The organism is Roseibium sp. (assembly GCF_965229775.1).
In the GTDB taxonomy this organism is placed as follows: Bacteria; Pseudomonadota; Alphaproteobacteria; order Rhizobiales; family Stappiaceae; genus Roseibium.
This window is the reverse complement of the sequence record NZ_OZ245929.1, coordinates 19,636-32,381: the sequence shown is the minus strand read 5'-3', so window position 1 is coordinate 32,381 and position 12,746 is coordinate 19,636. Positions and strand designations below refer to the sequence as shown.

The following is a 12,746-nucleotide window of genomic DNA, read 5'->3' as shown; positions in this document are numbered from 1 at the left end:
GAAGGGGTCCGGCTCCAGATGTCTGCGTCATTCCGATCCAGGACCTGCCGGACAGATGCTCCGTCCGGCCGATTCCCGTGTCGCATTTGGTTTATCCCGACTTTACCGGCAGGTCGAGTGGCAGAGTGGATAAGCACTCCGGCGCCCCCTCGGTGGTGAGGTAGGTCTGTCCGAGCGTCATCGCGGTGTCGGTGATTGAATCCATCAGGATCATGTGCATGAAAATCACCATGTTCGGTTTGACCGGGGCCGGATTGGACCGGTAGGCCATGGGCGTGTCCATCCAGCTCGGGGTGAAACGGGCGCCGAGCGAGTAGCCGCACGCGTTCAGCCGGTGCTGCATCATGCCGTGGGCATCCATGCGCTCCGCATGGGCATCGAAAATGTCGCCGAAGGTCTTTCCCGGCACCAACTGGGTTTCCACCGCCGCCAGGGCCTCACGCGCGGCCAGATACATTTCCTGGTGCCTGTCCGAAGGCGTGCCGACGATGATCGTCCGCATGGCGGCCGCGTGGTAATGCCGGTAGCTTCCGGCCCACTCGAGCGTGATCTGGTCGCGTTCGTCAAGGACACGCCGGCCGGACTTGTACCGGCACAGAAGCGCGTCGTGTCCGGAGCCGATGATGAATTCGTTGCCCGGATAGTCGCCGCCGCCCTCGAAGATCGCCCCCTGCATGGCCGAAAGGACCTTGCCTTCGTCGGCTCCGGGACGAATTTCGTCCATGGCCGCGTGAAACGCCTTGTCCGTCAGCTCTGCCGCCTTGCGGACATAGACGATTTCTTCCGGGCTCTTGACCGAGCGCAGGTCCGGTATCAGCGCCGACGCGTCGCGCAGGTCGGCAAAACTGGTCAGCTCGGCATTGATCTGCAGCGCGATCTTGCCGGTCATGCCATGCGTGTCGTATTCGATCCCGATCCTGCTGCCGAGAAGATCCATGTCGAACAGCATCTCCTTGAGTTGCAGCACGGGGCTGGCGGAGCCGCGGTCAATCCAGATCCGAATGTCGGATATGTTGGAGGTATGGCGCGCCTGGCGCTGGTCTGCCGAGCGCGTCAACAGGACCTTTTCCCCGTCCTTGGTCACGACGAGGCATTGGAAGAAACAGAAGCCGAACGTATCGTAGCCCGTCAGCCAATACATGCTTTCCTGTGCAAACAGCAGCATGGCGTCGAGTTTCTCGGCGTCCATGGCGGCTTTCAGTTCGGTAAAGCGGCGCTCGAATTCAGCGTCTGAAAAATGCAGTGCCATGGTCGTCCTCACATTCACTAAACTGGCCGTCAGGTCTCAAGGGAAATCGCGCTGATCTGGCGGCCGTAATCCGGCTCGCCGCGATGGGTTGTCCGTCTGTAGGAAAAGAAACGGTCTTCGTCGCAATAGGTGCAGAGTTCAAGGTCGATGACCTTGCCCAGGCCGGTCTCGCGCAGACGATCGGTGATGAAGGCCGGGAGATCGAACATATAGTGCCCGTCGCGTTCGGACGGCGTGAAATAGGCCTCGTTGCGGGCCGCATCACTGACGAAGCGGTCGTGAAACTCCGGTCCGACTTCATAGGATCGGCGCGAAATCGTCGGGCCGAGTACCGCTACCGTGTTTTCGCGGGATGCCCCGCGTGCCTCCATCGCCGCGACCGTGTTCTGAAGAATGCCCGTGAGTGCACCTTTCCAGCCCGAATGGGCGGCACCGACAACGCCGGCATCCGGGTCCGCGAAGAGGATCGGGCCGCAATCGGCCGTCAGGATGCCAACCGCCAGGCCCGGTTTGTCGGTGACGAGCGCATCCGCCTTCTTGTGTCGGCCATCTTCCCAGGGCCCTTTGACCGTAAGCACATCGGAGGAGTGGATCTGATAGGGTGACAGGAGGCGGTCCGCCGACACGCTCAGTACATCGGCGACCCGGCCGCGGTTCCGGAGCACCGTGTCCCGCGCATCTTCGGAGCCAAGGCCGACATTCAGGCTTTCGTAAATACCGGTCGAAACGCCGCCCTCCCGCGTGAAAAAGCCGTGGCGGATCCCGTCAAGGTTCAGTGCTTCTGCTTCGATCTTCATAATCTGCCCCAAAAAGACGCGCGCGGCTGACCTGCCCGGACATCGCGCCCCTGGCCTGCTTCGATTCGCGTCCGACCTCTGATCCTTGGTTGCTTCATGGGATACTGTCAAATGGCGGAAAGGGTGCCGGCGTGCTCGAAAGGGCCAGAACCTTGAAGAGATCTCCCATCTGCGCCGGAGCGGCAAGACGCTCGACCGCGTCGCGAATGGCCTCCTGTTCTTCGTGCGTCTTTCCGGTGCCGAGAGACCCGGCCCGTTCCAGAAGCCCCGACCGCAGCAGGAATTCGCCCTGGGTCAGGAAAGCGTGCGAAGCGGCTCCGCCCCTGAGCGCCGCGCCTGCCAGGGCTTCGAAATTCACGTGGGCGGTCAGGTCGGCCTCGCCAGGGTGCGCCAGGACATCGTCGTAGGCGTGACGATAAAGTGCCTGCAATGTGTCGCCGGTCGCGGATTTCAGATAGCCGTAGTCGATGATGATCGCAGCGCCGCCGTCGCGCGCGAGCCTGTGCCCCAGCCCTTCGGCGATCGCATTTGCGGCCGGTTGGGTTTCGAGGATCGTCCCGGGTGGCGCGTTCCGGAAATCCGCCGGTATGTCGCTGTCCGGGATCCGTGCCGTTCCGGCGCCGAATGTGAGTTCTCCGCCTGCGTCCAGCCCGACAACGCGCGCCTGCCAGCCGTCGGGTGTCCTGACAAACTGATGGATCGGCAGCGCGTCGAAGAACTCGTTCGCGACCAGTATGAAAGGTCCCTCCGGTATGTCCTCGACAGCGTCGTGAAAGGCCGGTTTCAGGGGCGCGCCGGCAAGCGTGGCCTGCTGGATCTTCCTGAGACGCGGGCTTGTCTCGACCAGATTGAGCTGCGCGGCGGCGATGAAGCCCGGACGAAGCGATGCCGTCCGCAACAGATCGGCCATCAGCGTGCCGCGTCCCGGACCCAGTTCCACCAGATTGAACGCCTCAGGTTCGCCGAGCGCCTGGAATGCGGCGATGCAGGCGGCGCCGACCAGTTCGCCGAACATCTGGCTGACCTCGGGGGCGGTGATGAAGTCGCCTTCGCTGCCGAACGGTTCCCGCGTCCTGTAGTAGCCCCGGTCCGGATCGCCGAGGCACTGGGCCATGTAGTGCGCCACCGGAAGCGGGCCTTCAGTGGCAATACGGGCCTTGATTTTCTCCTTGAGCTCCGTCAAGCCGCGGCGTCCTTCAAGGGGCGGCGTGACGCCCAGATCATGAGCGCGAGCCCTGCGAGTATCATCGGCAACGACAAGAGGATACCCATCGTCAGGAAGCCCGACAGATATCCGATATGGGCGTCGGGAACGCGGTAGAACTCGGCGATCGAGCGGCCGATGCCGTATCCGAATGCGAACGCGCCGGCAAGAAAACCCGGTTTTTTCAGCAGTTGAAACCGGTGGCTGAGGAAGCGCAGGACCAAAAACAGGATGACCCCCTCCAGGGCCGCCTCGTAGAGCTGGCTGGGATGCCTCGGTTCGGGGCCGGCGCCCGGAAACACGAATGCCCAGGGGACATCGGTCGTCCGTCCCCACAATTCGGCGTTGATGAAATTGGCGACGCGCCCGAAAAAGAGGCCGATCGGCGCGGCGCATCCGGCCAGGTCGAACAGCGTCCAGACGGGCAATCCCCTGCGCCAGGCGAACAGGATCATCGCAATGACGGTGCCTGCAAACCCGCCATGGAACGACATGCCGCCGGACCAGATCGCCAAAGCTTCGCCCGGGTTGGAGAGGTAATAGGCCGAATTGTAGAACAACACGTAGCCGAGGCGCCCACCGATGATGATGCCGAGCGTTCCCCAGAGGACGAAATCGTCGAGTTCCAGGGGAGAGGGCCGCTTCGCGCCGTTCCAGAGCCGGTCATTCAGGACAAGGGCGCGCATGTAGCGCCAGGCGAGAATGATGCCGACGATGTAGGCCAGCGCGTACCAGCGGAGCGCGAAGGGGCCGACTTCGATGATCACCGGGTCGATTGCCGGAAACGGCAGGACGAAAACTGCTGGCACGTGAGGTCCTTCCTGGCGGAGTGTCGCTTGCGCGCATTCGGGCAAACGCTTGCGCTATCTTTCCCTGTTCGTCAAGCACGTAGCCCGCCGGGTGACAGGCGGTGCGACGGAAATGGTTCTTGAACTTGCCGCGTTTCACCCATACCTCTTTGGTGTTGAACATTTCTTGTACAAGGAGGGTCAGATGACCCAGGGCCCGAACCGCCTACTCGATGATTTTGCCAAGCTGATGACGGATGCCGCCGGCGTCGCACAGGGTGCACGGCGCGAGGTGGAGACCGCCTTTCGGGCACAGGCCGAGCGGTTCCTGTCCGACATGGACATGGTTTCCCGTGAGGAGCATGAAGCCGTCAAGGAAATGGCGGTGCGTGCACTCGACCGGATCGAAGAGCTCGAATCACGGCTTGCCAAACTGGAAGGTGGCGACGCAACGGGAAGTGGAGACGCCTGAGCAGGTTCGTTGACGCCGAATTGAGCGGTTTCTGTTGATTGTTGATGACAGAAATACGACCAAAAAAGTTGGCGGGAATGCAGTGATTTTGGGCAGTCTGATCAGAATTTCTCCAAATTCTTCCACAAGTTTCAGCTTTTTGGTCCGATTTGGTGTGTATCCATTAAATCATTCCTGATCCTATACTCGATGTAACAGGGATTCGTCGGAGCAAGACGGAACCGGTTCGATCGTAACGGGCCACCAAAGGACGCGTTTTGCTCCTCCGGCATGGGACATTTCCCGGCGGCCCGCCCGGTTATCCTGATCGGGTTCCCGGCCTCCGGCTCGGAAGGGGAGAAGGCACATGAGCCTCATCGAGATCGAATTCGAGCGACCTGGCAATCCCGTCGACACCATCGAAACCGTTGCCGCGCTGAACGACTGGGCGTTCGAGCGCTCAGACGATGACGAAATCACAATCTCCCTGGGAGGCAGCTGGTGCGATTACCATGTCTCCTTTTCCTGGATGGAAGAGGTTGAAGCCCTGCATCTGGCGTGTGCTTTTGACCTCAAGGTGACCGAACCGCGCAAGACGGAAGTCCTGCGTCTTCTGGCGCTCGTCAATGAACAGCTCTGGATGGGCCATTTCGACCTCTGGCACAAAGAAAACGTAATCATGTTCAGGCAATCGCTGCTCCTGAGCGGTGGCGCCGAGGCGTCTTCCGCACAGATCGAGGGAATGCTGACAAACGCGCTTGAGAATTGCGAGCGCTTCTATCAGGCATTCCAGTTTGTTGTGTGGGCGGGGCATTCCGCCACGGAGGCAATGAACTCGGCCTTGTTCGAGACCGCAGGAGAAGCATGAGTTTTTCAAAGGAGCGGCCCTTTCTTCTTGTCGGCGCCGGCAAGATGGGTGGGGCCATGCTGTCCGGTTGGATGGCGGAAGGAATCGATCCGGCCGCCATCGTCGTTTGCGATCCGGGCCTGTCGGACGAGATGGATGCCTTGCTGAACCGGCACGGTATCCGGCACGTGGCGGCGGTCCCGGATGATCTTCAGGCAGGCATCGTTCTTGTCGCGGTCAAACCCCAGATGATGGACACCGTTCTGCCGGGCATCAAACCGGCGGTCTCCTCCGACACGCTGATCATGTCGGTGGCCGCGGGCACGCCCGTTTCCAAATTCCTGTCCGTTTTCGGCGATGTGCCGGTTTGCCGGTGCATGCCGAATACGCCGGCGATGGTCAAACGCGGCATCACCGCGGTCTATCCGACCGGACTGGTCAGCGAAGGTCAGAAAGACGCCGTCGCGCGGCTGTTGGCGGCCGTCGGGAAAGTCGTCTGGCTCGACGCGGAAGACCAGATTGATCTCGTGACCGGCGTCAGCGGGTCGGGACCGGCCTATGTCTTCTACCTGGCGGAAGCGCTCAGCAAGGCGGGCCAGGATGCCGGATTGCCGGAGGACATTGCGCATGAACTGGCGATAGCGACCGTCAGCGGTGCGGGCGAGTTGTTGCATCAGTCGGGCGAACATCCCTCGGTCCTGCGGCAGAACGTGACCAGTCCGAACGGAACGACGGCAGCGGCGCTCGATGTTCTCATGCATGAAGAGGGGCTTCAGCCCGTTCTGAGCGAGGCCGTTGCAGCCGCGGTGAAACGGGCACGGGAACTGGCCGGCTAAGGCAGGTTTTCCTGCATCGCCCCTGGGGGCGAGCCTGAGACGGCTGCGCCCTAATTGCTGACGGATTGCACGCAAATTCGTGAACTGCGGCAGTGCGCCACCCTTTTCGGCGCACCCTCGATCTCCTATCTTCCCAATCAAGAGCCAAGGGAGATTGCTCCATGACAACCGCGAAGACGAAGCAAAAGATCCTCCAGACGTTTCTGGATCTTCTCTCAGATCATCCCTACGAGGACGTCTCCCTGCCGCTGGTCGCGGAAAAGGCGAAGATCAAACTGTCGGACATGCGGGGCGCCTACGGTTCGAAACTGGATCTCGTTGCGGCCTTTGCGGAGAGCGTCGACAAGACGGTGCTGGATGAGCGTGACGAGGATATGCATGACCAGCCGCCCCGCGACCGGCTGTTCGACGTGCTCATGTCACGTATCGATGCACTGGACGGGCACAAGGAGGCGGTGAGAGCCCTTCACAGGGCGGCGCGCAAGGATCCGGCGCTGGCGCTGGATTTCAACCGTCTGGAAGTCCGCTCCCAGAAATGGATGCTGATCGCGGCCGGGATTGACGTTTCCGGCTTGAAGGCAGGTATCGTCGCACAGGGCTTGTCGGTCGCCTTTGCGCGCGTTGTCAGGGTCTGGCTGGACGAAGACGACGAAGGCATGCCCCGGACCATGGCGCGGCTGGACAAGGAACTGGACAGCGGCTCCGCATTCATGAAGCGCCTGAACGGGATCGAAGGTTTCGCCAAGGGCATGCGCTCGTTCCTCAGGAAGGCCGCTGCCGGGCGGCGCGGACGGCGCAGACAGTCGCAGGATGACGGGGATCACGAGCCGGATTATTCCAGTGAGGAACCGGCTGGCGCCTGACGCGATTTGTGCTTGCAGCGCCGGCTGCCAGCCGTCATGGTCGCCCCTGAAAGCAAGGGGTAGACCATGAGCACTGAAATCAGTTTCGACGATTTTCTGAAGGTGGATGTCCGTGTCGGCCGGATCGTCGAAGCGGAAGAGTTTCCTGAGGCCCGCAAGCCTGCCTACAAGATGCGGATCGACTTCGGCCCGGACATCGGCATCAAGAAGACGTCGGCGCAGATCACGAAACACTACACGCCCGAAACGCTGGCCGGAAAGCTGGTCATGGCGGTGGTGAATTTTCCGCCTCGCCAGATCGGACCGGTCATGTCGGAGGTCCTGACGCTCGGCGTTCCGGATGAGGATGGCGAAGTTGTCCTGCTCGCGCCTGACAAGGACGTGCCGGTCGGCGGACGGCTCTACTGACAGAAGCGCAACGCGGCCTCAGGCCGGAATCCTGAGCCGCGCTCTCAGGCCGCCGAGCGGGCTGTCTTCCAGATAAAGATCTCCGCCGTGCGAGCGGGCGACGTCGCGGGCGATGGCGAGCCCGAGGCCGCTGCCGGACTCGTCCTGGTTTCTGGCCAGGTCGAGGCGGTGGAAGGCGCGAAACGCAAGTTCCCGGTCGTCTTCGGGAATGCCCGGCCCGTCGTCGTCGACCGTGATCGTGAGCCAATCCCTTTCGATCGAACCGGCCACTTCGACCCGGTTTCCGTATTTGCAGCCGTTGGTCACAAGGTTCGACAGGCACCGTTTCAGCGACAGCCGCTTGACCTGCGCATCCGTCGGCCCCTCGAAATGCGTGGTTACCAGGAGACCGGAGATCTCGGCTTCTTCCTCCAATTCCTCCAGCAGCAGACTGATATCCGTCGTCTGCGCTTCCTCGTCTCCATCACCACTTGCGAAGGCGAGATAGTCCTCCAGCATGTGGCTCATCTCGTCGACATCCTTCCGCATCGCTTCGCTTTCAGGCGATTCAGACAGGAAGGCGAGCTGCAGCCTGAGACGTGTCAGGATGGTTCTCAGATCGTGGCTCACGCCGGCCAGCATGGTGGTGCGCTGTTCGATCTGCCGCTCGATGCGCCGCCGCATGTCGATGAAGGCGACGCTCGCGCGGCGGACCTCGCGCGCGCCGCTTGCCCGGAAATTCTCCACCGAGCGGCCTTTGCCGAAGGCTTCCGACGCATCGGCGAGCCGGATGATCGGTCTGATCTGGTTCCTGAGGAACAGCAGGGCAATGATCAGGAGTACCAGCGATGTGGTGAACATCCAGACCAGAAAGATGTGCGAGTTCGATGCGAAGGTCTGGCTGCGCCGCGTGAACACCCGCAGGATCGAGTCCTTGAGCTGGATCCGGATTTCGACGAAGCGTGAACGGCCGACGGTATCGATCCAGAATGGCTTGCGTATCTTCTGGCTGATCGCGAGGCTGAGTTCCTGATCGATGACGTCGAAAAACGGCTTTGGCGCCGGCGGCGGCAACGGTTCGAGCGGCAGGATCGTCGTCGACATTCCGAGCGCGCTGGAGGCGAGTTGCTCGATCTTCGCGTGGTCAGGGTCCTGCGGGTAGTTTTCCAGAACATATACCATTGCGGCGATCTCCCGGACGACCGCCTCCGACATGCGTTTGGTGACGAGCTGGTAGTGCCGTTCCATGAACACGAACACCAGCACCGACTGAAGAATGACGATTGGCGCGACAATGATCAGAAAGGTCCGTGTATAGAGGCCCTTCGGCATGAGCCGGTACAAAAGCCGGGACACGGACCTGTAGCCACGCAGAAACGGCCTGAAAAAGGCCGATTTGGAAAGTTTGCGGAACAGGACTTCTGTGTTGGCCATTGGCACCTGTTCAATCGCAGGCCAGACGGTAGCCGATGCCGCGAACTGTCTGCAGATAGATCGGATTGCCCGGATCGGTTTCTATCTTGCGCCGCAGCCTGTTGATCTGCACGTCGACGGTGCGTTCGCCAAGACCGCTCTCACCGCCGACGATCTTGTGGCGTGGCACCGTGGCCCCCGGCTGTTCGGCGAAAATCGAGAGGATCTGTTTTTCGCGGTCCGTCAGCCGCACGACTGAATCTCCGTTCTTGAGTTCGCCGCGTGAACTGTTGAAGCAAAACGGGCCAAAGCGGATTTCCTCGCTCACGACAGCAGGCTGACTGTTCCCCCTTCTGAGGATCGCCGCCATCCGGAGCATCAGTTCGCGCGGCTCGAAGGGTTTCGGCAGATAGTCGTCGACACCTGCTTCAAGGCCGGCGATCCGGTCGGTAGCCTCGGACCTTGCCGTCAGCATCAGGATCGGCACTTCCGACTCCTCGCGCAGGGAGGCCGCCAGCTCGAGCCCGGTTTCGCCCGGCATCATCACATCCAGAATGATCAGGTCGAATTCCAATCCGGACAGACACTTTCTGGCGTCCGCGGAATTGGCGGCCGTGGAGACGCGATAGCCGTTCTCCTTCAGCAGCCTGGAAAGCAGATCCTGGATGCGCTTGTCGTCATCAACAAGAAGGATGTGGTTGGCGTTGTCGTCGGGCACCTGGACTTTCATGTCGGCGGCTGGTTCCTTTGCTTTCGGCGGCTTTCAGTCCTTGAGAGGAAAAGGGCTCCTGACGAGCTTCAGAATGTCTGCATGGGCGTCGGGGTCGATCATCTGCAGCAGAAACCGCCGCACGATCTCCTCGCTGCCATCAGGCAATCCAATTAGGGCGCGTTCAAGGCGTTCCTGCTGCAGGCGCGCGAGTTTCTCGGCAAGCGTATGGCCGCGCTCCGTCGTGTAGAGCAGACGCTGGCGGCGATCGTTCAGACCTTCGCGCTGCTCGATGATGCCGGCGTCAACGAGCTGTTTGAGGACCCGTCCCAGGCTTTGCTTCGTAATGCGCAGAATGCCCAGAAGATCCGTCACCATGATACCGGGATTGCGTTCCACGAAATGGAGCACGCGGTGATGCGCACGGCCAAATTCGAATTTCGCCAGCACGTCGTCGGGATCCCCCGTGAAGTCCTTGTAGGCAAAGAACAGAAGTTCGATCAGATCGTAGGGCAACGTGTCCTCAGACGGGCCGACGTCCGCTCCGGACACGGCACGCTCCTGGCCGGGCAGGCCGCGGGAAACAGCAGTTTTGAAATTTACGTCAGTCATATTGACATAATTCTGGTCGATTGTTACTTGTCAGCAGCCGCGCGCGAAATGATCGGTCTCAAAGATGCATTTTTTGGGCATCCGTCGACAAGCGAATCCGTTCAGCGCCGCTGCGGTCATCAGGATACCGATAGTTCGCGTGCTGTGCAAAAGATACAGCAGCAAAACGGGCGCAAGTCTTTGGCGTTATTTGCGTCTGTTGAAAGAAATCAATAATCGCTCTTTGAGCGGCCGGGAGAAGAAACATGGCGGGAGCGCCTTTTGATCAGCTCAGTGGTGACATCTGGTATGACGGAGAATTCGTGCCCTGGTCGGATGCGAAGCTCCATATTCTCAGTCACGGGCTGCACTACGGCAGCAGCGTTTTCGAGGGCGAGAGGGCCTATGGCGGGCGGATCTTCAAATCCGAGGAACATACCGAACGCCTGCTGGAATCCGCCCGGACGCTTGGTTTCGAGATCCCCTGGACGGCCGACCAGATCAATGCCGCCAAGGAAGAGACCCTGGCACGCATGAATCTGACGGATGCCTATATCCGCCCGGTTGCCTGGCGCGGCAGCGAGATGATGGGTATCTCCGCGCAGAACAACACGATCCACCTGGCCATTGCGGCCTGGGAATGGCCCAGCTATTTCAAGCCCGAAGAACGGCTCAAGGGTATCCGGCTCGACATGGCCCAGTACCGGCGCCCGGATCCGGCAACGGCACCTTTCAGGGCGAAGGCCGCAGGCCTCTACATGATCTGCACGGTTTCAAAACACGCTGCAGAAGCGAAGGGTTACACCGATGCCCTCATGCTGGACTGGCGTGGTCAGGTCGCGGAATGCACCGGAGCGAACGTGTTTTTCATCAAGGACGGCAAGATCCATACGCCGATCCCGGACTGTTTCCTGGACGGGATCACCCGCCGTACCGTCATCGACCTGGCACGGGACCGCGGTATCGAAGTCATCGAGCGTGTGATCATGCCCGAGGAAATTCCAGGGTTCGAACAGTGTTTCGTGACCGGAACGGCCGCAGAAGTCACGCCGGTCTCGGAAATTGCCGGTACGACATTCGAAGTCGGCGAAATCATAGAGACGCTGATGAAGGACTACGATGCGGCCGTGAGAGCCGACGCACCTGCTCTGCAGGCGGCAGCCGGCTAATCGAAGCCGAGGTATCGAGGGTCAATGAGGCGGGCCGCTCAGCCCGCCTTTTTCATTGTCTGCCGTCATGAAGGGCGTGGAACATGCGGCCCTTTTCGGCAAAAAGAACGCAGGCGATTGCCGCCAGGCCGTAGACGGCAAAGGCCAGCCCGAGCGGCTCGGTTGTTCCGTCGAACAGTTGTCCCATGACATGTCCCAGAAGCGCGCCGCCCAGCGTCGTGATGAACCCGATCACGGAGGCGGCCGTGCCGGCAATCTTGCCGAGCGGTTCCATCGCCATCGCATTGAAGTTCGCGCCGACAAAACCGAAGCACATCATGACGATCGTCGTCAGAATGAAAAACGAGGCCAGGCTTTCAAGGCCGAGTGCCGAAACGGCGAAGATCAAGAAGCCGAACAGCGTATAGACGATCAGGGCCGCGTGCGAGAGCCGCCGCATTCCCATCGCTTCGACAAGCTGCGCATTGGTGAAAGAGGAGATTGCCATCGCGATCGCGATCGATGCGAACACGACGGGGAAAAGGTTTCCAAGCCCGAAAATGTCCACGAAGATCTGCTGAGACATGGCAAGAAACGCGAAGAGTCCGGCAAAGACGAAGGCGGTCGCGACCGCATAACCGACACACACACGCGTGGTGATGGCCGTTCCGTAGGCATTAGATATCTCGGAAATCTCGACCGGTCGGCGGCGATCAGGGGCCAGCGTCTCGGGCATGCGCAGCATCGACCAGACCAGGACCGCCAGACCTGCAAACAGCAGGAATGCGAAGATCCAGTGCCAGCCGGCGAGCAGAAGCACCACCTGTCCGACCGAAGGCGCAATCACCGGGACGGCCATGAACACCATCATGACCAGCGACATCACCTTGCCCATGCTGCGTCCGGTATAGCAGTCACGGACGACCGACAGTGCGGCGACGCGCGCACCTGCGCAGCCGACCCCCTGAAGCACGCGGGCGATCAGCAGCGTTTGAAGGTCCGATGCAAAAATGGCCCCGATGCTCGCGAGGCTGTAAAGAGCCAGCCCGCCAATGAGCACCTTGCGGCGGCCAAGGGCATCCGTCAGCGGTCCGAAAAACAGCTGTGCGCCACCAAACCCGGCCAGGTATGTGGTCAGTATCAGCTGGCGATTGTTTTCCTCGATGATGTCGAGCGCGTCTCCGATTGCCGGAAGCGCCGGCAGCATGACATCGATCGCCATGGCATTGAGTGCCATGATCATGGCGATGATCGCGACGAATTCGGCGAATGGAATGCCCGGTTCCCGCAGGACCTCGCCGGTGGGCCGCGAAGCGCCGGTGGACGAGTCAGCAACGGCAGCATCGGAATGCTCGATGTCGGTTTTCACTGTATCGGAACCAGTTCAAAGATTTGCCGCTGACAGACCCCCGTTGAAAATCGAAACGGCACCGCTGTCGGGCTGAGAGACGGTCAGTCTATGC

Annotated in this window: 14 protein-coding genes; 6 read left to right on the top strand and 8 right to left on the bottom strand. The window is 60.9% G+C overall.

From position 1 onward, the window contains the following. Positions 1-91: 91 nt before the first annotated feature. The 4 genes from ACO07N_RS00165 to lgt all read right to left on the bottom strand — a co-directional run bounded on the left by ACO07N_RS00165 (position 92) and on the right by lgt (position 4,059). A complete protein-coding gene (locus ACO07N_RS00165; RefSeq protein ID WP_421979077.1) occupies positions 92-1,249 on the bottom strand; it encodes a M24 family metallopeptidase in 1,158 nt (385 codons plus the stop codon). A gap of 29 nt (positions 1,250-1,278) precedes the next feature. Further along, a complete protein-coding gene (gene pgeF / locus ACO07N_RS00160) occupies positions 1,279-2,046 on the bottom strand; it encodes a peptidoglycan editing factor PgeF (RefSeq protein WP_421979076.1) in 768 nt (255 codons plus the stop codon). A 94-nt stretch (positions 2,047-2,140) separates the two neighbouring features. Continuing rightward, entirely contained in the window at positions 2,141-3,229 is a 1,089-nt protein-coding gene (locus ACO07N_RS00155; protein ID WP_421979075.1) for a class I SAM-dependent methyltransferase, read from the bottom strand. Further along, positions 3,226-4,059: a prolipoprotein diacylglyceryl transferase gene (gene lgt / locus ACO07N_RS00150; RefSeq protein ID WP_421979074.1), complete on the bottom strand. Its 834-nt coding sequence runs from the start codon at positions 4,057-4,059 to the stop codon at positions 3,226-3,228. Before lgt ends, ACO07N_RS00155 begins: the two co-directional genes overlap by 4 nt. 184 nt (positions 4,060-4,243) lie before the next feature. On the opposite strand from lgt, the gene ACO07N_RS00145 reads away from it, so the two are divergent. The 5 genes from ACO07N_RS00145 to ACO07N_RS00125 all read left to right on the top strand — a co-directional run bounded on the left by ACO07N_RS00145 (position 4,244) and on the right by ACO07N_RS00125 (position 7,443). Beyond that, the gene (locus ACO07N_RS00145) at positions 4,244-4,510 is read left to right on the top strand and encodes an accessory factor UbiK family protein (protein ID WP_421979073.1); all 267 of its coding nucleotides are present in this window, start codon (positions 4,244-4,246) and stop codon (positions 4,508-4,510) included. A gap of 346 nt (positions 4,511-4,856) precedes the next feature. Then, entirely contained in the window at positions 4,857-5,357 is a 501-nt protein-coding gene (locus ACO07N_RS00140) for a YbjN domain-containing protein (protein WP_306141401.1), read from the top strand. Continuing rightward, the gene (proC, locus tag ACO07N_RS00135) at positions 5,354-6,172 is read left to right on the top strand and encodes a pyrroline-5-carboxylate reductase (RefSeq protein WP_421979072.1); all 819 of its coding nucleotides are present in this window, start codon (positions 5,354-5,356) and stop codon (positions 6,170-6,172) included. Before ACO07N_RS00140 ends, proC begins: the two co-directional genes overlap by 4 nt. Positions 6,173-6,333: 161 nt before the next feature. Further along, positions 6,334-7,035, top strand: a complete 702-nt coding sequence (locus ACO07N_RS00130; protein WP_421979071.1) for a TetR/AcrR family transcriptional regulator — start codon at positions 6,334-6,336, stop codon at positions 7,033-7,035. Positions 7,036-7,101: 66 nt separating this feature from the next. Next, positions 7,102-7,443 carry a tRNA-binding protein gene (locus ACO07N_RS00125; protein ID WP_421979070.1) on the top strand — a complete coding sequence of 114 codons (342 nt, stop codon included), beginning with the start codon at positions 7,102-7,104 and terminating at the stop codon, positions 7,441-7,443. 18 nt (positions 7,444-7,461) lie between these two features. Here the strand turns inward: ACO07N_RS00125 and ACO07N_RS00120 are convergent, their stop codons facing one another. The 3 genes from ACO07N_RS00120 to ACO07N_RS00110 form a co-directional block, all read right to left on the bottom strand. Further along, positions 7,462-8,754, bottom strand: coding sequence for an ATP-binding protein (locus ACO07N_RS00120; protein ID WP_421984355.1), 1,293 nt, complete (start codon positions 8,752-8,754; stop codon positions 7,462-7,464). A gap of 112 nt (positions 8,755-8,866) precedes the next feature. After that, on the bottom strand, positions 8,867-9,565 hold the full coding sequence (locus ACO07N_RS00115) for a response regulator (protein ID WP_421979069.1): 699 nt from the start codon (positions 9,563-9,565) through the stop codon (positions 8,867-8,869). Between the two features lie 33 nt (positions 9,566-9,598). Continuing rightward, the gene (locus tag ACO07N_RS00110) at positions 9,599-10,156 is read right to left on the bottom strand and encodes a MarR family winged helix-turn-helix transcriptional regulator (RefSeq protein ID WP_421979068.1); all 558 of its coding nucleotides are present in this window, start codon (positions 10,154-10,156) and stop codon (positions 9,599-9,601) included. A 245-nt stretch (positions 10,157-10,401) separates the two neighbouring features. Between ACO07N_RS00110 and ACO07N_RS00105 the strand changes: the two genes are divergently transcribed. Then, positions 10,402-11,304 (top strand): branched-chain amino acid aminotransferase, encoded by a 903-nt coding sequence (locus tag ACO07N_RS00105; protein WP_421979067.1) that lies wholly within the window; start codon positions 10,402-10,404, stop codon positions 11,302-11,304. 52 nt (positions 11,305-11,356) lie between these two features. Here ACO07N_RS00105 and ACO07N_RS00100 read toward each other — a convergent pair whose 3' ends face one another. Next, entirely contained in the window at positions 11,357-12,652 is a 1,296-nt protein-coding gene (locus ACO07N_RS00100) for a multidrug effflux MFS transporter (RefSeq protein WP_421979066.1), read from the bottom strand. Positions 12,653-12,746: the final 94 nt, after the last annotated feature.